Annotated in this window: 17 protein-coding genes and 1 pseudogene; 11 read left to right on the forward strand and 7 right to left on the reverse strand. The window is 60.6% G+C overall.

From position 1 onward, the window contains the following. From ACF8EF_RS11505 to tssI, 6 genes and pseudogenes are all read right to left on the reverse strand, one after another. Positions 1-549 (reverse strand): annotated as a pseudogene (locus tag ACF8EF_RS11505) (type IV secretion protein Rhs); the annotation flags it as partial. Between the two features lie 236 nt (positions 550-785). Further along, the gene (locus ACF8EF_RS11510) at positions 786-1,304 is read right to left on the reverse strand and encodes an SMI1/KNR4 family protein (RefSeq protein WP_392461111.1); all 519 of its coding nucleotides are present in this window, start codon (positions 1,302-1,304) and stop codon (positions 786-788) included. 12 nt (positions 1,305-1,316) lie between these two features. After that, positions 1,317-5,519, reverse strand: coding sequence for an RHS repeat-associated core domain-containing protein (locus ACF8EF_RS11515; protein WP_392461110.1), 4,203 nt, complete (start codon positions 5,517-5,519; stop codon positions 1,317-1,319). 6 nt (positions 5,520-5,525) lie between these two features. Next, on the reverse strand, positions 5,526-5,993 hold the full coding sequence (locus tag ACF8EF_RS11520) for a DcrB-related protein (RefSeq protein ID WP_392461109.1): 468 nt from the start codon (positions 5,991-5,993) through the stop codon (positions 5,526-5,528). Between the two features lie 34 nt (positions 5,994-6,027). Then, positions 6,028-6,612: a hypothetical protein gene (locus ACF8EF_RS11525; RefSeq protein WP_121783550.1), complete on the reverse strand. Its 585-nt coding sequence runs from the start codon at positions 6,610-6,612 to the stop codon at positions 6,028-6,030. 10 nt (positions 6,613-6,622) lie between these two features. Then, entirely contained in the window at positions 6,623-8,479 is a 1,857-nt protein-coding gene (gene tssI, locus ACF8EF_RS11530; RefSeq protein ID WP_323601221.1) for a type VI secretion system tip protein TssI/VgrG, read from the reverse strand. A gap of 712 nt (positions 8,480-9,191) precedes the next feature. On the opposite strand from tssI, the gene ACF8EF_RS11535 reads away from it, so the two are divergent. The 4 genes from ACF8EF_RS11535 (at position 9,192) to ACF8EF_RS11550 (ending at position 11,613) form a co-directional block, all read left to right on the forward strand. Continuing rightward, positions 9,192-10,616, forward strand: a complete 1,425-nt coding sequence (locus tag ACF8EF_RS11535; RefSeq protein ID WP_392529101.1) for a DUF6861 domain-containing protein — start codon at positions 9,192-9,194, stop codon at positions 10,614-10,616. Between the two features lie 9 nt (positions 10,617-10,625). Beyond that, positions 10,626-10,889 (forward strand): hypothetical protein, encoded by a 264-nt coding sequence (locus tag ACF8EF_RS11540; RefSeq protein WP_020190029.1) that lies wholly within the window; start codon positions 10,626-10,628, stop codon positions 10,887-10,889. A gap of 125 nt (positions 10,890-11,014) precedes the next feature. Then, positions 11,015-11,323, forward strand: a complete 309-nt coding sequence (locus tag ACF8EF_RS11545; protein WP_392461107.1) for a hypothetical protein — start codon at positions 11,015-11,017, stop codon at positions 11,321-11,323. Next, positions 11,305-11,613 carry a hypothetical protein gene (locus ACF8EF_RS11550; protein WP_392461106.1) on the forward strand — a complete coding sequence of 103 codons (309 nt, stop codon included), beginning with the start codon at positions 11,305-11,307 and terminating at the stop codon, positions 11,611-11,613. Before ACF8EF_RS11545 ends, ACF8EF_RS11550 begins: the two co-directional genes overlap by 19 nt. A gap of 84 nt (positions 11,614-11,697) precedes the next feature. Here the strand turns inward: ACF8EF_RS11550 and tri1 are convergent, their stop codons facing one another. Further along, complete coding sequence (gene tri1, locus ACF8EF_RS11555; protein WP_392461114.1) at positions 11,698-12,813, reverse strand: ADP-ribosylarginine hydrolase Tri1; 1,116 nt, start codon at positions 12,811-12,813, stop codon at positions 11,698-11,700. Between the two features lie 709 nt (positions 12,814-13,522). On the opposite strand from tri1, the gene ACF8EF_RS11560 reads away from it, so the two are divergent. The 7 genes from ACF8EF_RS11560 (at position 13,523) to tssH (ending at position 22,350) form a co-directional block, all read left to right on the forward strand. After that, positions 13,523-14,272, forward strand: coding sequence for a hypothetical protein (locus ACF8EF_RS11560; protein WP_339443094.1), 750 nt, complete (start codon positions 13,523-13,525; stop codon positions 14,270-14,272). Between the two features lie 64 nt (positions 14,273-14,336). Next, positions 14,337-14,876: a type VI secretion system contractile sheath small subunit gene (gene tssB / locus ACF8EF_RS11565; RefSeq protein ID WP_003248358.1), complete on the forward strand. Its 540-nt coding sequence runs from the start codon at positions 14,337-14,339 to the stop codon at positions 14,874-14,876. A 14-nt stretch (positions 14,877-14,890) separates the two neighbouring features. Next, the gene (tssC, locus tag ACF8EF_RS11570; RefSeq protein WP_003248356.1) at positions 14,891-16,393 is read left to right on the forward strand and encodes a type VI secretion system contractile sheath large subunit; all 1,503 of its coding nucleotides are present in this window, start codon (positions 14,891-14,893) and stop codon (positions 16,391-16,393) included. Positions 16,394-16,419: 26 nt separating this feature from the next. Continuing rightward, on the forward strand, positions 16,420-16,902 hold the full coding sequence (tssE, locus tag ACF8EF_RS11575) for a type VI secretion system baseplate subunit TssE (RefSeq protein ID WP_003248355.1): 483 nt from the start codon (positions 16,420-16,422) through the stop codon (positions 16,900-16,902). Next, positions 16,902-18,722: a type VI secretion system baseplate subunit TssF gene (gene tssF / locus ACF8EF_RS11580; protein ID WP_176684538.1), complete on the forward strand. Its 1,821-nt coding sequence runs from the start codon at positions 16,902-16,904 to the stop codon at positions 18,720-18,722. Before tssE ends, tssF begins: the two co-directional genes overlap by 1 nt. Next, positions 18,686-19,756 carry a type VI secretion system baseplate subunit TssG gene (gene tssG / locus ACF8EF_RS11585; protein WP_392461105.1) on the forward strand — a complete coding sequence of 357 codons (1,071 nt, stop codon included), beginning with the start codon at positions 18,686-18,688 and terminating at the stop codon, positions 19,754-19,756. The genes tssF and tssG overlap by 37 nt, the downstream gene beginning before the upstream one ends. Then, positions 19,753-22,350, forward strand: coding sequence for a type VI secretion system ATPase TssH (tssH, locus tag ACF8EF_RS11590; RefSeq protein ID WP_392461104.1), 2,598 nt, complete (start codon positions 19,753-19,755; stop codon positions 22,348-22,350). The genes tssG and tssH overlap by 4 nt, the downstream gene beginning before the upstream one ends. Positions 22,351-22,354 lie beyond the last annotated feature (4 nt).

The following is a 22,354-nucleotide window of genomic DNA, read 5'->3' on the forward strand; positions in this document are numbered from 1 at the left end:
CTGAGGCCCTATCTTTTAGAAGGTGGGGTTCATGGATCGCACTCACCACGCGGTGGTCGGCGTTGTACTGCACTTCCAGCTCGCGGCCGAGCACGTCGGTGGCCCAGCTGGTGCGGCTATCGAGATCGTAGCGGAAGTGGTAGTGCTCGCCGTCGCTGGTCCAGTGTTCGACCACGCGCGGCTTGTCGCCCAGGGTTTGCCAACGGTAGTGGCAGCCCAGCCCCAGCGCGTTGCTGTGGGTCACCATCAGGCCGTCTGCGTAGCTGAAGCTGCGCACGGTGTCGCCGTTGCGGTTGATCACCGCGCTCAGCTGGCCCTGTTCGTCGTAGCGGTACTGGGTAAGCGTTTCCACCGCTTCGTTGTTCACCACACGTTTGATGCCGGTCAGGCGCCCCAGCGGGTTGTCGTAGTGCAGGTGCACGCGGGTACAGCCGGTGATTCATTGCAGCGGCACTTCGCTGTTGGTGTCCGGTACTTCACCGAAGTAGAAAAAGAGAAAGAACAGGCTGTCGCGGTTTTGGGGGTGTAGTGGCTGCCCTCCGAGCTGACTGCACTTATACAATACTCTTAAGCACAACCTAGGGACTCCATGTTAACAAGAGGCTGGCTCTACCAATATCTAGCAGAGCCAGATAAACCTGCATACTATTAAACAGCCGGCACTGACGCAACGTCCACCCGAAAGGCAATGTTCGAAACATTATTATGGCCAAGATCAAAAAAATCGCACCCTTCAATATTCGCCATATTTCGATTGAATCGATGCCACCCCATCACCACCCACCTCAGTTTTCTTCCATCATTTCAACGTCATCGGGCAGCGACGCTAAAATCAAAGAATAAAAATCATCGAAACCTTCTGCTATTTTATAAAGATGACCGCTATCACCTTGCTCCGCTATATCATATTTATTAATGGAGTCAGATTCGTGCAAGTGGGTTCTATCCCAATAATAAACCCCTTCTCGCCCAGGCTCAGTAACTATCACGTAAGGGTTCCCCCCCCCATCTTCCCCAATCGCCAAAGCGCCATTAACAAATGCCAACTCAGAAATAAATTCTTGATTAAAGCTAATAATATCGTTGCATTCCTCTCCCGGTATAACCCCAAACAAACGATCAAAACTCACCTCCCCGTCTTGAACAGACTTCAACGGCAACTGCCCAAAATCAGGATCAGTCAAATAAAAACCATTCATGCGTACCAGTATGTTTCTATACGCACTAGGCAAAGTAACATTAACTGCTGCCTCAAGTGAGTTTATCTCAGCATCAGTCAAACCAGCTTTGTAAACTATAGGCATTTTTCGACCCTATTAACAGCTTGACTTCATATTCTTAACACCACCCGAATGGGTGAACCTGTTGTGAATTTTTTTAGGAACTTCCTGCATCGTCTTCATATTCTCGTGATGATGCCAAGTATTTTTCGAATAGTCTGCCTTACCCTGAGGTGCAAGTGCATCTGCCTTGCCAAAATCACCACCAGGATTTTTACCGTGATTCCCCTTCAAGTCAGGAACATCAACTTGCTGTCGTTCAAAAGGAGTAAAGTCAGGATGGCCGTCGGGATACCTTACTACATTACCCTCCCAATCTTTATAGACCCATGTTCGCCCGTCAATCTCCATATGCACAGAACCACCTTTATCTAGCCATTTGGCAACATCAGGGGAATGTGAAGGCTTTGCACTCCATCCCCAAGGATCAATCCAAGATATCGGATTGACTCCATAGCTATACAGGTTAGCTCCTCCCAATAATCCAATTGGGTCTTGATTCACAAATCGTCCAACTTCTGGATCGTAGAATCGAAAAGTATTGTAGTGCAGGCTCGATTCGCAATCAAAATATTGACCTTGGAATCGTATATTCTGCTCCACCTCACTAACTACTAGCTGCTCTACCGAGCCCCACGAGCGATAGGTCGCCTGCCAAACGATCTCACCCTCGCTATTGGTCAGCTCGATCGGCGTACCGATCTGATCGGTATGGAAGTAATAAAGCTTTTGCTCCTCCCCTTCAGCCTGATCGACTCGCGCCAGCGGCGCATAGCTACCCGGCTCATACAGGTACAAACTGCTCTGTCCCGGCACCTCCTCCTGCAACATCCGCAGCCCTTGCCAAAGAAAGCGTTTCTGCTCGGCCTTGCCATTGATCTCCGACTGCTTGGCCACCCGCCGTCCGAGGCTGTCGTACCGGTACTCGCCTCGGCTTTCCAGCTTGCCGTTAACCAACGTCTCCGCCCGCACCAGCCGGTTCTCGCAGTCATAGCTGAAGTGCTGCAGCTTGCTGTGCCCCGAGCGCTTCTCGATCAGGTTGCCCCACGGGTCGTAGCGGTACTCCTGATCCCGCCACTGTTTGATCCGGTTGTCCTTGACCTTGTCGAACTGCCGCGCATTGAAGTCCAGGCGGTTGGCTGCCGGGTCGTAGCGGAATTCCTCGCTGCCGATCAACGAGCCGGTATCGCGACTGCGCAACTGGCCGTTGGCTTCGTACTCGTACTTGATCTCGCCGCGTAGCTTGTCGAGGGTACGCAGCAGTTCACCGGCCGGGTCGTACTGGTAACGGCGGTGGATCGGGTTGTAGGCGTGCTCGACCAGCAACGAGGTATTGATGCCAGTGTTATGCACCTGCGAAAGCTTGTCGGCCGGCAAGGTCGAGGCAAACTGCCAGGCCTTGCGCCCCATGGCGTCATAACCGAAGCAACTGGTGAGCTTGCCCTGGGTCCGGTACACCTCGCGATGCAGGTCATCGCGCTCCATGTCGCTGATCACCTGGCCGTCCAGGTTCATCTGGTGCAGGTGGCCGCTGCCGTAATACAGGTGATTGACCTTGCGCCCATCCGGGAGGGTCAGCGTGGTCAGGTTGCTGAGCGGGTCGTACTCGTAGCCAAGCGTGCCGTCAGGGCTGATTTCTTTGGTCAGACGGCCGAGCAGATCGTAGGTGTACTTAAGCTTTTCTTCTGTGATCCCAAGCTGCTTGCCGATCCCGGTCGGTTGCCGCTCGATGCTCAGCAGTCGGTCGCCGTCGTCGTAGACGAAGTCTTGCCGCGCATCGCTATTGAGCTTGGCAATCAAACGGCCAATGGCATCACGCTCAAAGAGCGTATGGCGCTCTGGCCGCTCGGCATTCTCGCCATAGCCAATCTCATCCAGTCGTGTGAGATGGCCACCGACGTTGTAGCTGAAACGCCGGGTCAGGTTATCCACCCGCACTTCTTCGCTCAGCCGGTCCGACACGTCGTAGGCAAAGCTGTACGTGGCGTTGTTCTCGTTGACCAGCGCGGTCAGGCGAATGGCCTTGTCGTACTCGTAGCGAACCCGCTGGCCCTTGGCATCCTGGCGGCTGCTCGGCAGGCCGCGGGCCGTGCGCATCAGGCGAGTGGTCTGGCCCTTGCCGTCGGTGTGGCTGAGCACCTGACCGTAGACGTTGTAGGTGAAGGTTTCCGTGGTGCCGTCCGGGTGACTGATGCGCAGCACTTCGCCGTCGGGCTTGCGCGCGAGCGTGGTGGTCTGGTTCAGCGCGTCCGTTACTGCGACCAGGTGCTGGCGTTCGTCATAGCGGTAGTACGTGCTCTTGCCCGAGCAGTCCTGATAGCGTTCGACCTGGGCCAGGGTGTTCCACCACAGGTACTTGGACTTGTAGGTCGCATCGATGATGGTGTGCGGCAGGCCGTCATCGCTGTTCAGGTACTCGGTCATCTGGCCGAGGGCATCGAATTCGGCGAGCAGGTTGCCCTTGTCGTCGTAGCGCGCTCGCCAGGTGCTGCCATCCGGGTAGCTGACCTGGGTCACCAGCGTGGTCAGGTGGTGATATTCGTACTGGGTCTTGCGGCCGAGCGGATCGGTTTCTTCGAGCAGGCGGGAGAACTCGTCGTACTTGAATTGCAGGCGGTTACCGTCCGGCAAGGTCAGGCCGACCATGTTGCCGTGTTCGTCCAGCTCGATGGCGTAACACTCGCCGCCATAGTCGCGGCTGGCGACCACGCGGTGGTCGGCGTTGTACTGCACTTCCAGCTCGCGGCCGAGCACGTCGGTGGCCCAGCTGGTGCGGCTATCGAGATCGTAGCGGAAGTGGTAGTGCTCGCCGTCGCTGGTCCAGTGTTCGACCACGCGTGGCTTGTCGCCCTGGGTTTGCCAACGGTAGTGGCAGCCCAGCCCCAGCGCGTTGCTGTGGGTCACCATCAGGCCGTCGGCGTAGCTGAAGCTGCGCACGGTGTCGCCGTTGCGGTTGATCACCGCGCTCAGCTGGCCGTGTTCGTCGTAGCGGTACTGGGTAAGCGTTTCCACCGCTTCGTTGTTCACCACGCGCTTGATGTCGGTCAGGCGACCCAGCGGGTTGTCGTAGTGCAGGTGCACGCGGGTGCCGCCGGTGGCGCTGATGTCGGTCAGTGTGCCGTCGGGCGTGCGGGTGAAGTGCAGGAAGTGGCCGAGGACGTTCTCGATACGCTGCAGCGGCACTTCGGTGTTGGTGTCTGGCACTTCGCCGAAGTAGAAGAACAGGTTGTCGAGGGTCTGCAGGATGTAGTGGCCGCCCTCGGTGCACACCAGGTACACCTGCTCGTGCGGGTTGTAGATGCGCTGCCCCGGTTGCAGGGTCACGAACGGGACTTCGCGGCCCTGGTTGTCGGTGAGGTAGATGAATGCCCCCTGGCGGCGCAGGCTCTGCTCCCAGGGCAGCACCCAGCCGCGGCCGAGTACGCTGTCGACCGTCAGGTCGCTGGCGTAGAAGCGCGACCACTCGATCGGCATCAGGCCCGGCAGGCTGAAGTCGATTTCATCGGGGATCAGCTTGCGGCCCGTCGTGAGGTCGACGGGGTTGCCGACCAGGCCGCCGATAGCCTTGCGGGCCACGGGCTCGACCACGTAACGGCTGGCCACCTCACCGGCGACGAAGCCGGCCGTGAACTTCAGGGCGCAAGGCATGACGGCTTTCATGCCGGCCTGGGTACCCGCCTTGATCAGTTGGGCGATACCGCCTGCGGCACCGGCGATGGCCATCAGCACATCCACGGTGGTGCGCAGCCACTCCGGGACTTCATCGTCCACGGGCAGGTAACGGTAGGTGCCGCCGCCGATGATGACGTTGTCCGAACCACCGGAAATGGTGGCGCCGCAGGTCAGCTTGTCGCCCTTGCGCGCGGCGGCGACGCTGTTGATGAAGACGTTGGTCGAGCCTTCGGCAATCTGCACCGGCCCTGGGTGCTTGTCGCAGGCACCGATGCTTTTTTCGACGCGGGCGGCCTTGCGGCTGTTGATGAACACGTTGGGTGAGGCAGTGGTTATCGTCCCTGAGGGGGACGAGAACATACTGCCTATCGCCTCTCCGGCGGCGGTCAGCAAGCTGCCCCCGATGCCGGCTGCGAGGCCGGCCAGCAAGGCCACGCCGAACCCGCAGGTGAACGTGGCGATGGCCACCGTGGCCACCAGCGCAATCCCCAGGGCGGCCCCGATCAGGAAGCCCCCCAGCGCGCTGGTGTGCGATATCTCGTCGCCGAACCTGGCCGCTTCGAACATGAGGGGTTACTCCTGTTCGCCGGACTCGGCGCTGGTTTCGGACGGGGCACGCGGGGTGAAGCTGGCCAACAGGTTGTCCCAGTCCTGGTTCTGCTGGGCACTGAAGTCGGCCTGTGCAGTGGTGGAGAAGATCAGGGCACGCCCGGGGCTGATGATGAAGGCGGCCTGGCGCTGGTACAGCGGGCGGCCCTGGTTCATGTAATAGGCGTCGATCTGGATGCCGGCAATGGGTGCGGTAACCGAGAGCGTGACGGCCCTGTTGCCCATGCGGGTGTAGCCGCGCAGCTTGGAGGTGAGCAGCTTGACCTGGCGATCGACATAGGCCTGCAGCGCTTCGTCCGGCAGCAAGGTGTCACGCGAGATGGTGATGCTCAAGGGTGCTGGAACACTGGCACCCAAGACGAACATGTTGACCGTGCGGTCCTCGAAACCTGCCGGCAGCGCAATGCCGCCTTCCTGTAATTCGTAATCCATGCAATGAAAATTCCTGATAGCGAAAAAATCGGGGTCAGCCCTGCGCGAAGCCATCGAGCATGCGGTCGAACTCGGCCAGCCACTGGCTCAGGCCGGGCTTGCTGGGGTCGATCACGCTGGAGATATCCAGCCATTGCAGCGAATCGCTGCCGGCGATGGGCACCAGTGCGCCGACCAGGCGACCGTGCCGAGGCTCGTGGCCGGCATTGAAGTGAAAGTCCACGACCTTGGCCGGGTTCCCAGCCAGGAGGCAGTCACGTTGGCGAATCACGCGCAGTTGCGGGTTCAATTCGCGCAAAGCCTCGACTGCGCTCTGGAACAGTTGCTCCAGCGGCTGCCTGGCGCGTACATCACGGCGGCGGATGCTGAGGCTGACCGGCTCGCCTTCATGCTCGAGGGTGGTCTGGATGTCGCGAAAACGAAAGCCGAGCGGAAACTGCAAGGAGAACCCTGCGAAGGTGAAAGCGCTGGCTACATCCTGCAACACGGCTGGCACCGTTTTCGGCTCGGGCACAGGCTCCGGCACATGAGCAGCTTCCGCCAGACTGGCCAGCCGCACAGCCTCCTCTTGCGCTGCGCGCCTGGCGGAGAGACGGTCGTAGATCGAGGGCTTGTACATGAACCTTGCCTCAGTCGTTGATCCGCACTGCGGCGCCAGTGATCTGGGTGGTGTCGGTACTGGTGGTCACGATGACCTTGCCTTTGATCTCGATGCCTTCCGGGGTCAGCGTGATGCTGCTGTCGCCCACCTGCAGGATGATGTGCTGCTTGGCGGCCACCTGGATGAACTGGTTATCGACCTGCAGGGTGTAGGAACCTTCGGTCACTTGCACCACGGTGTCTTTCTTGACCGTTTCGGTGTGCGTACCGCCAACAGTAATCGAGCGGTTATTCCCCACATCATGGGTCTCATCCAGCTCGATCTCGGTATCCATGTTGCGCTCGGCATGCATGATGATCTGCTCGGCGCCGGCCTTGTCCTCGAAGCGGAAGAAGTTGGCGGTACCGCCGTCGCCCTTCATCGACCGCGTCAGGAACCCACTCTGGGTCTTGTTCGCCGGCAGCGACCATGGCGGGGTGTTGGTGCTGTTGTACAGGCTGCCCATGATCAGCGGCCGGTCCGGGTTGCCGTCCAGGAACACCACCACCACTTCGTCGCCTACACGTGGGATCTGGATGCTGCCGAAGCCACCGCTGGCGCCGGACTGGGCGACACGTACCCAGCAGGAGCTGTGATCGTTGTATTTGCCATTGCGGTCCCAGTGGAACTGGACTTTCACCCGGCCCAGTTCGTCGGTGAAGATCTCCTCACCCGGTGGGCCGACGATGATCGCGGTCTGCGGGCCGGCAATGGTCGGTTTGGGCGTACTCAGCTGCGGGCGGAACGGGATCTTCTTGCGCACGCAACTGAAGGTGTTGAAGTAGCTGGCCTGCTGGCCGGTAAGGTAGTTGTTGTGGCCTTCGCTTTCCACGCTCATCAGCAGGAACTGACGGTCTTCTACCGGCCCCTGGTCGTGGATGTAGTGCTGCAGCAGTTCGAAGGTGTAGCCCGGCTTCATGGCCCGGCAGTTGCTGGCACCTTCGAACTTCTTGCCGCGCAGCTCCAGCGCCTCGATGCGCAGGCGCAGCAGGGTTTCGCCTTCGTCATAGGTACCGTGGGTGTACTGGCCGGGGAAGTCGTAGATCTCGAAGTTCTCGACATCGCCCTGATTGTTCACGCTGTTCAGCGCCACCGGCAGGCGGTTGTTCGGTTGGCGGTAGTCAAAGGTTTGCGTGGCCATCTTGCCGGATTGCAGTTGACGGTTGCCGCTCCACTGGGTGATAGAGTCGGCGGTCTCGGTGACCGAGGCGCTGTGGAAGCGGATTTGCGGTTGCTCGGGGATGGCCACCAGCGTGCTGGAGTCATCGCAGATGATCATGGTGTGGCCTTCGGCGGTGTGCTCGAAGTAGTAGAACATCCCCTCTTCCTCCAGCAGGCGCTGGACGAAGTTGAAGTCGGTTTCGCGGTACTGGGTGATGTACGTGTAGCGCTTCTGTGGCCGGGTCAGGCGAAACTCGTGGCGGGAAAACGCCGGGCATAGGGCGAACACTTCGGTAACCACTTCCTCGACCGTGTTGCCCTGGAAGATCCGCGTGTCGAAGCGGTTCTTCAGCATCGAGAACCAAGGGTTGAGGGTAGCGGTATAGCGCGCCATGCCGCCGTCGCTCCCGATGCTGGCAAAGCGTGTGAGGTAGCCGGTTATGTACCGCGGGCCGCCTTCGGCCAGTTCGATCTCGATGCTGACGTGCTGGCCCATCATGGATTTGAGCGGCACGCCGGAGTCTTCGCAGACCAGCAGCAGTTCGTAGTTGAACGCCCGCGACAGGGCTTCGGTGCCCTTGAAGGTTTCCAGCAGCAGCTCCTGCTCGGGGTTGGCCAGGTTGTGAAACTTGAACAGGCGGCGGTTCTGTGGCGACAGCAGCGCGGAGGCCAAGTCCATGATCATGCGAAATCTCCTTGAAAACACGGCCAGCACGCGCTTGCGATGCTCAGCTGCAACCCTGATCTTGCGGGCGTATTCTGCATGCGCGCATAACGCGCGTGCTTGCGGAATCATGCGACTGCCTACAGAAAGGAAAGTGCCATCATGCATTGAAATAAATGCGACAGGGTTCACATTCCCGAATGCCAGGCAGGCAGAAAGGCCCAAAGGAAACACCGGCAAAAGCTGCCCTGTCAACTCACTACAGGCCTAGGAAAACCGGGCAATACCGCCCTGCAAGGCAATGTCATATCGCCATCCTTCATCCTCCTCACTGGCGCCCGGAAGCGCCCCCGGCAATCGCCGAACGGCCCGTCGCAGAAGGTTCTTGAGGTGTCAATCAGCGCCCATGCCTGACAGCTCCCACTCGAACTGTCTCGCTACCTGACGCATCAACTCCACTGGCGGAGAAAAATGTTTCATAACGTGGATTGGTTCAAACTTTTTGCCACTGGCCAATTCCGCCAAATGGCCATCGCGAACGCGGCCGTAATGGCACTTGCGGGATGCGGTCAGCCACAAAGCCGTGCAGCGATGCTCAATTGCCATCATTGCCGCGCACGCCTGTCATGAGAACAATGGGCTCTCCGCCGGACTTCGCCCCCATCCTGAGGTCTGAAGCGACATGCTGCGCTCGCCGCCGAGCGCCGCCACTTCCATGGACAGTGAAGCGAAAATGGATCTTTTAGCCAACATCCCCAGTTGGGGAGACATCGAACGCAATCTCGAGCAGAAATTCAGCGAGCTCAACCAGAGCGTCGATAGCGGCCTGAACAGCGCCCATGAGGCCTGGGACGGTTTCAGCCGGCGAGTGAGCAATGGCGCCAACCAGGCCTATGGCTACCTCAGTGGCCAGCGTATCGACAACGTGCGCCAGGCCATGGCCCTGTCCTACCCGATCATTCAGGACAACCTCAAGCGCAAGTGGTCCTCGATAGGTATCGAGCAAATCCTGCCGGTGCTGCTGCAACTGGTCAAAGAGGTGTCGATGATCCTCGGTGGCAGTGTGGCGGTTGGCTCGCTCGCCGGTGGCGTGGCCGGGGCGTTCGCCTTTGGCGTCGGCGCGGCGCCGGGCGCGGTGGCCGGCGCCGGCATTGGCCTGCAGGTCGGCAACCTGATCCTCATGGGCCTGGGGCTGTCCGCCATCGCCGAGTATTTTTATCAGGGCCTGCCGGCCTGCCTGTCGACCCTTCAGCAAGGCATGGCCACGGCCTGGTTCGCCGAGGATGGCCTCAAGCCCGCTGGCCTGGACCCGAGCGGCGGTTCCGCGGCGCAGGCCCAGGAGCGTGTCGAGCGTGCGGCGCGCCAACTGGCCCGCGGCCAGGAGCAACTGGTGTTGCTGCTGCTGACGGCCATTGTAACCTACCTGACCCGCGGGCAGATAAAGGCGGGCATTCAGAGGAATATGGAAACGCCCGCCATACGCAGTGCCCGGCTGCAGGCGGAAATGTCCAACAAGCAACTGGCCGCCTGGCTGGCAAAGAACGAGCAAAAGCTGCTGGCACATGCTGAACTTCAAGCACGTGACGCCACACCATTCAAGCGTGCAGAGACTGAACCACTACCTGCCAACGGACGCTCTCGCGAGCTATCGCAGAAGGCTGTTGAGCCGCCAAAACCCAAATACAAACCTGGATTCACCGAAGAAGATATTCTTGCAATCGCCAAAGGCGAAAGGCCCGACCCCACCACTTATCTAGACCCAGATTATGTCGCGCAACACTTGGCCCAATTCGAAAATGGCGCCTCACGCTTCATGACCCAGACCAACCTTGAGAAATACGGCATCGCACAGAGAGATGGTACGTCGTTCATCATGCCAGGCCACGAAGCAACCGAACTACTTGCCAAGACAGCAGGTGACAAGCGCGCGTTGGAGCAAGCCCTTGGCTTGCCTGAGAATTTTCTTGATACCAATGCACTGGTCCGGGTAGACATCCCTGATCCGAAGCAGTTGAATCTACGGATTCCATCAGGAAATGAAGCCGGTGCAAACGAATTCTGGATCCCTGGTGGCAAGCTACCTGACGGCAACAGTGAAGCCGTCATAGACGCGGCGGGTATTTCCGCCAAGATGTTCAGCACCTCTCCCCTTTTTTGAAGGCCCCCTATGAAATTCAAAGATCTTTTCATCAGTCGTCAACACATGTACTCAATCGGCATCGAAGAAGACGCTGGCCAGTATTACGTTTCGTTCCCCGTCAGCAACGGCATGGTTGACTACGAAGAATATTACGCCATCGCTCCAGCTACATTTGATGCCTTCATGGATGACCCTGATTCGGCGCTGGCTTTCGTGATAAAATGCCGCAAAAGACAACTCGATGAATTACTAATCATCAAGCCAGGAAAAAATCGGGGCACGGCCATCTAGTGCCACATAGATAAATGCTGACTAAATCCGACATTGCATGAACGTTTGACCCTGCCAACAAATGAGTGGCGCCCTCTTACGTTGCGGTGAAGTGGTGCATTTCCTTACCCCAATCAGGACTGACCATGAACACCGAAACACTCAAGCAAAAATTACTCAAGCTTCGCTTGATCATCGACAGCCTGATGGCGCAAGACCCTGCCGCGATGAAGCTGAGCGTCGAACTGGAGCCACTGCTGAAAGCCGCAGGTGCGTCCAGGTCGATGGGCGGTGAGTTGCCTACCTTGGTCAGGCTCAAAGCGAGTACGGCGGAGAAAACCGACAAGGTGACAGTTGATAAGCCGCAGCAACTTGGAGACGGGGCGACGTGGACGTACAGCGGCGCCCCTCTGGACTATGCATACTCGGGCATTAAATGGACAAGCACACACTGAAAATTACAGCCAGAGCGCTTCGCGAAAAGCTTGAAACTATCAAGGACCAGAATCCTGACGCCATGACCATGCTCAACCTACTTCGCGACCTTCTGTTGAAATCTGAGAACGGTGAAATCCACGCCCCTTTAGAGGCGCGAGACATCTCCTGGTATCGTTATCTACAGGAAACAAACTTACAAGACGACCATGAACTTAGCGAGGCTTTTGCCAAATTCTATATGGCGTTAATCAATGGACAAGAATGGAGTTCATTTAAAAAATTCCAGGCTAAAAGCCACCGAGCATAAACTGACCTGTTAACGCTCGAACTACTGCGATTTTGCCGGGCTGCAGTTGACGCGTTGAGAGCCATTACCTGATCAAAGGTGCTATCACTCACTGCCAGATAGCAGCTCGTCCATTTCATCCCCCTGAGGCGCGAGTTCAAACAACCGGCTTGCCAGTTCACAAATGTGCCGCGACCAGGCAACCTTGGCCACCCATTCCGGCGGCATGCCCGACACCCCATACAAGGCGCCCGCAATCTGCCCTGCCGTCGCCGCCACGCTGTCGGCATCATCGGCAAGGTTGGCAGCCAACAGAATCGCATCCCTGAAATTGTCCGTATTCCACACAGCCCAGAGAGCTGCTTCCAAGGTATCGACCACATACCCTGACGAGCGAATCTGCTCACGGGTTTTGTGCTTGTACTCCCCGGCATTGATGATCAAGGCCCGGGGCTGCAGGGGGCGCACCTTCGGCGACAACGCCTCTTCCTTGTCCGCGCCATTGAGCGCCAAATGCAGCTGTGCACCGAACAACTTGCAGCACTCCGAGACCTCAATCGCGCGATGGGTCACGCTGCTCTGCGTCACACTCTCCCACCAGGTTGCCGACAGCGAGTGGCGTCGGAAAATGGCCGTAGGCGCGAGCCGTATCAACGAACCGTTGCCCGCTGTCGAGGCCTCGAGATTGCCCATCCACGCAAGCCCTTGGGCCTCCCACCCTTCCAGGGCTCGGCGGGTGACATTGCCGATGTCGAAGCAGCGGCCATTGGCGCTGTTTTCGCCCTGCCGGTACCAGCGCACCATGGCATCGGCAAAGGTCGCGAAATCGAACTTGCCTTGGCTTGCGTAGGTGTCTGCCAGGCACAGGGCCATGCTGGTATCGTCGGTCCACTCACCTGGCGCGAGGCGGAACGGCCCACCGCCGACCATGTCGCTGACCTGCCCCTGATCGCGGCGCCGGAACTCCAGGGTAGTGCCTACCGCATCACCAATCGCCAGGCCCAGCAATGCACCCTGCGCGCGGTCTATCGCCTGGCCTGGTGTCAACGTGCAGGATAGGTCGCTCAGCCAGGCGGGCTTTGTCCGCGGCAGCCTCGGTGCATCGGGCTCCGGCATGTAGGCCATGCGCTGTTGCAACTGCGGCGATAGTTCGGGGAGCAAATGGGCGTAACGCTTTGCGTAGTCGCTCAGGATTGCATCCGGGCTTCTCAGGTCGATCATGCTGATTCCTTGCAGTAGGTTGCTCTCGTCCATGCGCTCATTTTGCTTGACCTGCACTACCCCGGCAATGACCCGAGCAGGCCGCCGACCATGAGGATGGCACCGGCTACGCCGGTGTTCGCGGGCGTGCCCGCTCCCACAGTGATCGCGCACGTTTTCAAGGTTTTCGGTGGGACCGTTGCCTCTGCAGGTGCGGCACAGGCCCGGGGGGCGACGCTATTTCCGAGGGAGCGCGCGAGCTTTCAAAAGTCACCATCCAAACGGATGGATCACGCTTGATAACACTCTTTCCGCGCGGCACATTCCGTCGCATTGCCATCATCCTGAGGCGCCTCGCCAACACCTCCGCGAGAAAGCGGACAGCGCAAAAAATGAGACCGGATTCACTTTTTGCAAAAAACTTTTGCCAAGGATTTTTATCGCTTTCCCGCCCCTCGCACACCCACGTTTTCGGGCCTGAACCCCGATTTCTCGCGCCCGAAACCCTCAGTCAATATCACGACGCCATCATTGCGTCACATCACAAAACAGGGAAAAAATCGCCCCCCCTCGCGGGAACTTCTTCCGCAGCGAAGTGCCCTACTCGACATTGCTGGCAACACGATATTCATGTGCCAGCACTCAAGTTTGCCGCCGTCGAGAGGCGCAATTTCAGGTCCACGCCACCGGCGTTTCAGGACGATCAAGCAGGCACATGGACGATGCACCAATGACACAGACATTCGATGTCGAAGCACTGATCAAGCTGCGTAGCCAGACGCGGGTGATCTCCGATGCGCTGAAGGCGCAGGCGGCGGATTACCTTGCCACCGTGGCACCGCTGATCCGTCCGCAAACCCTGTTTGGCGAATACCTGCAAGGCGCACAGCGCAGCAGCGGGCGCGAAACCCAGGGTCACTTCCAGGCCCTGGTCGAACTCTACGAACGCATCGGCTCGGCTGCGCCGTTCCAGTTGGTCACCGAGCTGGAAGTACCGCTCAACCTGATCAGCACCACCCCCGCACTGTTCCCGCTGGAATACGACAAAACCCTGGAACACAGCGGCCAGGTCATCCGCATCACCAGCCCGACCCGCTGGGTAGTGGGCTTCCACGCCTTCGACCTGGCGCGGTTTCGCAACGTCATCAAAGACCCCAACCGCAGCAGCGCCGAGCTGTACCGCTTCGTGGTGCACTACCTGGTGCTGTTCTACTGCTTGAGCAAGTCGCCTGGCCTTGGCCGGCTGTTCGAGGGCCTGCGCTACAGCCTCAGCTTCGAACGCCTCAAGGGCTTTGGCGACCTGCCGTTCTGCGTCATCAGCTCGCCGGTGCGCTCGGAACTGCCCGACGACTCGGTCATCCGCAGCAGCACGCAGATTGCCGGCAACACCAGCTTCGAAGAACTGGTGGGCCGCGACAACATTCTGGAAATGAACGACGAAATCCGTCAGCGCCTGCTGCTGACGATCGAAGGACTGTAACGCGCAGCGCCCGGCACCGGGCCGCGCAATGATTCGCAGCGAATTGCTCGCACTGGAGAACACGATGGCGAAGAAGGAAAGCACTCAGCACAAACTCGACCGCGTTCGCGCGCCTCGGGTCCATATCACCTACGACGTGGACATCGGCGATGCCATCGAGAAAAAGGAGCTGCCCTTCGTCGTCGGCGTACTGGGTGACTTCTCCGGCAACCCGCTGGAGCCGCTGCCCAAGCTCAAGGACCGCAAGTTCGTGTACATCGACCGCGACAACTTCAACGGTGTACTCAAGGGCATCAAGCCACGCCTGACCTACCGCGTCGACAACACCCTGGCCAAGAACGGTACCCAGCTGGGCGTGGAGCTGAACTTCAACAGCCTCGAAGACTTCGAGCCACAGAACGTGGTCAAGCAGGTCGAGCCGCTGCGCAAGCTGCTGGAAGTGCGCAACAAGCTGGCCGACCTGCGCAACAAGATGGGCGGCAACGACAAGCTCGAAGAGCTGCTGATGGACGTGCTGCAGAACACCGAAAAGCTCAAGACCTTGGGCAAGGAATTCGGCCGTGAAGCCGAAGTGAAAGACCCGTCCAGCGACGATCGCGCCTGAGCAGGAGCCCGAACATGACCGACAAGCAAACCGCACCGCAACAGGCCGGCGACCTGGTCGAAGTGGAAAACTTCGCACCACAGCCCTCGCTGCTCGACAGCATCATTTCGCAAAGCCGCGTGGCCCGCTCCGACACCGAGCGCAACCGCACCCGCGACCTGATTGGCGAACTGGTGAACCAGGTGCTCGAGGGTGAGATGACCCCGAGCAAGGACCTGATCGCCGTGCTCGATTCGCGCATCGCCGAGATCGACGCGATGCTCTCCGAGCAGATGAACGAGATCATGCACGCCCGCGAGTTCCAGCAGTTGGAAGCCTCCTGGCGCGGCCTGAAATACCAGGTAGACCAGACCGAGACCAGCACCACGCTGAAGATCCACCTGCTCAATGCCTCGAAGAAAGACCTGGTACGCGACCTGAAGGCCGCCAGCGAATTCGACCAGAGCGCGCTGTTCAAGAAGGTCTACGAAGAAGAGTACGGCACCTTCGGTGGCGCGCCTTTCGGCATGTTGATCGGTGACTACGAGTTCAACCGCAACCCCGAAGACATGTACCTGCTCGAAGAAATCTCGCACGTCGCGGCGGCGGCGCACGCGCCGTTTATCTCGGCCGCTTCGTCCGAGCTGTTCGGCTGGGACTCGTTCACCGAGATGTCCGGCCCGCGTGACCTGGCGAAGATCTTCGACACTGTGGAATATGCCAAGTGGAAGTCGTTCCGCGCCTCGGAAGACTCGCGTTACGTCGGCCTCACCCTGCCCCACGTGCTCGGTCGTCTGCCGTATGGCCCGGATACCACCCCGGTGGAAGAGTTCAACTTCGTCGAAAGCGTCGATGGCCGCGACCACAACAAATACCTGTGGATGAACGCCGCCTACGCCCTCGGCACCCGCGTCACCGATGCCTTCGCCCGCTACGGCTGGTGCGTGGCCATCCGCGGCGTGGAAGGTGGCGGCCTGGTCGAAGGCCTGCCAACCCATACCTTCAAGACCGACGACGGCGAAATCGCCCTCAAGTGCCCGACCGAAATCGCCATCACCGACCGCCGCGAAAAAGAGCTGTCGGACCTGGGCTTCATCCCCCTGGTGCACTGCAAGGGCACCGACTATGCCGCGTTCTTCGGCACCCAGTCGGCGCAGAAACAGAAGCAGTACAACACCGACATCGCCAACGCCAACGCACGCCTGTCGGCCCAGCTGCAATACATCTTCGCCACTTCGCGCATCGCCCATTACATGAAGGCGATCATGCGCGACAAGATCGGCAGCTTCGCCTCGCGCATGGATGTCGAGCGCTTCCTCAACCAGTGGCTGGCCAGCTACGTGCTGCTCGACGATACCGCCAGCCAGGAGGCCAAGGCCAAGTTCCCGCTGCGCGAAGCCCGCGCCGAGGTGTTCGAAGTGCCCGGCAAGCCAGGCGTGTACAAGGCCGTCACCTATCTGCGCCCGCACTACCAGCTGGATGAACTGACCGCCTCGCTGCGGCTGGTTGCCGAGCTGCCACAGGGCGCGCGCGGCTGACAGGCCGTTGTGTACAGGGATGACACATGAGTAACCAGGCCCGCCTGCTGCCCTCGCTGCTCGACCGACTGCTGGACGACCGTCCCTACCAGTCGGCCGAGCCCGCAGCGCAGCGCACCTGCTCGCTGGCCGAGTACAAGGCCAGCATCGTCCGCGACCTCGAAGTACTGGTGAACACCCGCCAGTCCCTGGTCGCCGAAGAGCTCGACGGCTTCAGCCAGCTCGGTGGTTCCATCCTTGAATACGGCATGCCGGACTTCATCAGCCGCAGCGTGCTCGACCCGCACGATCGTCGCCTGATCCAGCAACAGCTGGAGCGGGCGATCAGCACCGGAGACCGGCGCTTTCGCCGGGTCCGTGTTCAGCTGTTGGCCCAGCAGAACGGCCACCGCATGTTGACCTTCCGCGTGGACGCCGTGTTGCGTCTGCAGGACATCAGCCGCCAGGTGTCATTCGACGCCGTGCTGCAGGTCAACACCCAGGAATACAAAGTGCAGAACCTCAACTGATGCTCGACGAACTGCTGCCCTACTACGAAAAGGAACTGTCGCACCTGCGCTTTCTCGGCCAGGAGTTTGCCGCGCAGTACCCGAAGATCGCTTCGCGGTTGCTGATCGAGGGCGACAACTGCGAAGACCCGCACACCGAGCGCCTGATCGAGGCGTTCTCGTTCCTGTCTGCGCGGGTGCACAAGAAGCTCGATGACGAGTTTCCGGAAATCGTCGAATCCTTCCTCGAGGTGCTGTACCCCCACTACCTGCGCCCTACTCCGTCGATGTCGATTGTCGAACTGAGCCTGGGCAGGCACGAGAAAGTCACCGAAGCCTACCGCGTGGCGCGCCATACCGAGATGCATGCCAATCCCGTGGAAGGCGTGGTGTGCAAGTTCCGCACCTGCTACCCGGTAGAGCTGTGGCCGATTGCCGTGCAGCAGGCCTCGTTCACAGAAATGGAACGTTCGGCCTTCAACGGGCACAGCGCCGACCTGGTCGCTCGTCTGCGCATCCGCCTGGCAGCCACTGGTGATGCCCTGTTCGGGCAGATGGACATGAACCGTCTGCGGTTCTTCCTCGACGGCGAAGCGACGCTGATGCTGCAGCTGTACGAACTGCTGTTCAACAACCTCGCCAAGGCCACGCTGAGCTTCGATGACCAGGGCCGCAGCCGCGAGGTAGCGCTGCCGGCCGATGCCCTGAAAGCCGTGGGCTACGCCCGCGACGAAGGCCTGGTGGACTACTCCGAACGCTCATTCCTGGGCTACCGCCTGCTGCACGAGTATTTCACCTTCCCCGACAAGTTCATGTTCTTCGACCTCAGTGGATTTGCCCGCATCCTGCAGGGCAAGGCCATCGAGCAGGTAGAGCTCAACTTCTATTTCTCCGACTACGACCTCAGCGAGCGCCTGGCGCGGCTGACCCAGAACATCGGGCGCAACAACTTCAAGCTCAACTGCACGCCGATCATCAACCTGTTCCGCCAGCAGGCCGAGCCGATCAAGCTGACCCACACCCAGCACGAATACCCGGTCACCCCTGATACACGGCTGCACAACGCGGCAGAAGTGGTCTCGATCGACCGGGTACGGCGGGTGCGCAAACTCGGCGGTATCGACCAGGTCGCCACCTGCCAGCCGTTTTTCGAACCCCGGGGCGAGCAAGACCCACACAGCAGCTTCTGGGTCGCGCGTCGGCGAAATCAGGGTGACGCCACTGCCATGAGCATCCGCGTGGTCGACCGCGATCTGGAGCTGATCGATGCCAGCAGCGACACCCTCAGTATCGGCCTTACCTGCAGCAACCGCGACGTGCCGCTGATGCTGCCGTTCGGTGGCGAACGGGGCGATTTCACCATTCCCGCCAACTCGGTGATCAAGGATATCCGCTGCCTGCGCAAGCCCACCGCCACGGTGCGTGTGCCCTTGGGCAAGGGCCTGATCTGGCGGTTGATCGCCCACTTGTCGCTGAACCATCTGTCGCTGGTCAGCCAAGGCCGCGAAGTGCTGCTGGAGCTGTTGTCGCTGTACAACTACCGCAATGTCTCCGCCATTCGCAAACAGATCAACGGCATCAAGGCGATCAGCAGCGAACCGGTGGTCGCGCGCATCGGCCACCCGCGGCCTAATTTCGTGCGCGGCGTCGGCATCACCCTGACCCTGGATGAAAGCCAGTTCATCGGCAGCGGCGTGTTTCTGTTCGGCAAGGTGCTGGATCACTTCTTCGGCCAGTACTGCTCGATGAACAGCTTCACCCAACTGACCCTGCGCACCCAACAACGAGAAAAGAGAGTCGTACAATGGCCAGCACGCACCGGCGATCAGCCCCTGGTCTGATCGATCAGGCCCGAGCCGAGCCGCACCGATTCGAATTCTTCCAATTGGTGCGCCTGCTCCGCCTGCACTACAGCCGCACCGGGCGCATGGACCTGGCAACCCGGCCGCACGAAGACCCGCTGCGTTTCCGTACCCAGCTGTCGCTGGCGTTCCCGGCCAGCGAGGTCAGCGACCTGCACTTCGAGCGCGAAGGCAAGGTGTCGCCAGCAGGCTTACCGCTGTCGGAAGTGCAGGTCACCTTCATGGGCCTGGTCGGGCCGTCAGGCGTGCTGCCGCGCCCTTACACCGAGCTGCTGCTCGAGCGCCACGTGCAGTATCGCGACGATGCCGCCCATGCGTTTCTCGACATCTTCTCGCACCGCATGACCACGCTGTTCTACGAGGCCTGGCAAAAATACAAATTCCACATCGAGCACGAGCGCAATGGCACATCGGGCTTCGATGGCTACCTGCTCAACCTGGTTGGCCTCGGGCCGCGCGCCCAGAAACTGAAGTTCGAAGAGCAACCGTCAGCATTGCGTCGTGAGCTGTTCAGCTATTTTGCCGGCCTGCTCAGCCAGAAGCCGCGCAATGCGTTGAACCTTGAACGCATGCTCGGCTTCTATTTCTCGCTGCCGATCAAGGTCCAGCCGTTCGCCGGGCGCTGGCTGCACCTGCATCCCGAACAATGCACCCAGCTCGGCCGCCGCAATGCCCAGCTTGGCCAAAGCGCCGTCGCCGGCAACCGGGTCTGGGACTACCAGTCATGCATCCGTATCGAGCTGGGCCCGCTGAACCTGGCCGACTACCAGCGCTTCCAGCCGGGCACCGCCTGCTACCGCAAGCTGGTCGAGCTGGTGCGCTTCTATATAGGTGCCGAACTGGATTTCGAAATTGCCCCGCGCCTCAAGCGCGAGGCGATGCCACGCGCCCAACTGGGCCGCAGCGGCAATGTCGCCCTGGGCTGGCTGGGTTGGCTCAAACGCCCTGGTCGCGACGCGGAGCCTTCGCGTTGCGCCGTCTTCCACATTCCTTACGATGGGGTCGCCTTGTGAACCTGAAGTCTCTGTTCGCCAAGCTCAACGAAACCAGCCGCACGGCCACCGAAAGCGCGGCGGCCCTGTGCCTGTCGGAGCACCACTACGACGTGGAAGTGGAGCACCTGCTGCTGCAATTGCTCGACAACAACGACAGCGACCTGGCGCCGATCCTGCGCCACTACGAAGTCGTCGCCGAACGCCTGCAGGCGCAGTTGGTCACCGCCCTGGGCACCTTCAAGAAAGGTAATACCCGCACCCCGGCGCTGTCGCCACACATTACCCGCATGATCGAGCAAGCCTGGTTGCTGGCCTCGATCGAATACGGCGTAGGCCAGGTGCGCAGCGCCCACCTGCTGCAGGCGCTGCTTGACGATGCTGAACTGCGTCGCGTGGTGATCGCCTCGGCGCCAGAGCTGGAAAAAATCAACGCCGATGACCTGCGCCTGAACCTTTCCGCGCTGGTGGAGGGTAGCGCCGAATCCAGGCAGGCCAGCCCACTGGCCAGCCCAGCGGCGCCAGTGAGCACGTCGGGCAAGGCCAGCGGCAAGACCCCGGCACTGGACCAGTACACGGTCAACCTTACCCAAAGCGCCCGCGAAGGCCGCATCGACCCGGTGCTGGGCCGTGAGTTCGAAGTACGGCAGATGGTCGACATCCTCACCCGCCGCCGGCAGAACAACCCGATCCTCACGGGCGAAGCCGGGGTCGGAAAAACCGCCGTGGTCGAAGGCCTGGCGCTGCGCATTGCCCAGGGTGACGTGCCGGCGGTGCTCAAGGACGTTGCCCTGCACACCCTCGACCTGGGCCTGTTACAGGCCGGCGCCGGGGTCAAGGGCGAGTTCGAGAACCGCCTCAAGGCAGTGATCGAAGAGGTCAAGCGCAGCCTGCACCCGATCATCCTGTTCATCGACGAAGCCCACACCCTGATCGGCTCCGGCGGCCAGGCCGGGCAGAACGACGCCGCCAACCTGCTGAAACCGGCCCTGGCCCGTGGCGAGTTGCGTACCATCGCTGCCACGACCTGGGCCGAATACAAGAAGTACTTCGAGAAGGACGCCGCCCTCGCCCGCCGCTTCCAGGTGGTCAAAGTGGAAGAGCCCGATGAAGACAAGGCCATTCACATGCTGCGCGGCCTGCTCGGCAAGATGCGCGAGCACCACAAGGTGGCGGTGATGGACGAAGCGCTGGTGCAGGCGGTACGCCTGTCCAACCGCTACATCACCGGCCGCCAGCTGCCCGACAAGGCGGTCAGCGTGCTCGACACGGCCTGTGCACGCATTGCCCTGGCGCAATCTTCGCTGCCCGGCGCACTGGAAGACTGCCGCAGACAGATCGACAACCTGCAGGCGGAAATCGGCGTGCTCGGCCACGAAGCCGGCAAGGGGCACGACCATGCCCGCCGCCTGGAAGCGCTGCAGGCTGCCCTGCAGGCCGAGCAGCAGCAGGAACAGCAGCTCAATGCCCAGTGGCAGCAAGAGCTGGAGCTGGTCGAACAGCTCAAGGCACTGGACGCCGCCAACGATGCCGACGCCCAACAGCTCAATACCCTGCGTGCCGAGCTGGCGCGCGTGCAAGGCGAGCAGCCACTGGTCCACGCGCTGGTCGACAGCGGCGCCATCGCCCAGGTCATCAGTGGCTGGACCGGCATCCCGCTGGGCAAGATGCTGCGTGACGAAATCGATACCGTGCAGCGCCTGCCGGCCCTGCTAGGTGAACGCGTGCTGGGCCAGGACCACGCCCTGCATGAGATCGGCAAGCGCATCAAGATTTCCCGAGCGCGCATGGAAGACCCGAACAAGCCGATTGGCGTGTTCCTGCTGCTAGGCCCCAGCGGTGTCGGCAAGACCGAAACCGCCCTGGCCCTGGCCGACACTTTGTACGGCGGCGAGCGCAACCTGATCACCATCAACATGTCCGAGTACCAAGAGGCCCACACCGTGTCGAGCCTCAAGGGTTCGCCACCCGGCTACGTCGGCTACGGCGAAGGCGGCGTGCTGACCGAAGCGGTGCGCCGCAAGCCGTACAGTGTGGTGCTGCTCGACGAGGTGGAAAAAGCCCATCCCGACGTGCTGGAACTGTTCTTCCAGGTGTTCGACAAGGGCGTGCTGGACGATGGCGAAGGCCGCGAGATCAATTTCCGCAACACGGTGATCATCCTCACCTCCAACACCGGCACCGAGCGCATCATGCAGACCTGCCTGAACGCCACCGAGCTGCCGACGCCCGAGGCGATCGTGGAAGACCTGCGCGACCAGCTCAACCATGTGTTCAAGCCAGCCTTCCTCGGTCGCCTGAACATCGTGCCGTTCTACCCGGTGCAGGACCAGATCCTCGAGCGCATCGTCGCCCTCAAGCTCGAACGCATCGCCAAGCGCTTCGCCCGCAACCACCAGGCCGAGCTCAGCTATGACCAGGCACTGGTCAAGGCCATCGCCGCCCGCTGCACCGAGGTCGACAGCGGCGCACGCAACATCGACAACATCCTGTCCCAGACCCTGATGCCCGAACTCGCCCAGCGCGTGCTCGAGCGCATGGCCCAGGACGCGCCGATCCAGCACCTTGCGATCGAGCTGGGCAGCGATGGCGATTTTGCCTATCGCCTGGCCTGACCAG

The sequence above is a fragment of the Pseudomonas sp. zjy_15 genome (genome assembly GCF_043101865.1).
GTDB classification, from domain to species: Bacteria; Pseudomonadota; Gammaproteobacteria; order Pseudomonadales; family Pseudomonadaceae; genus Aquipseudomonas; species Aquipseudomonas putida_Y.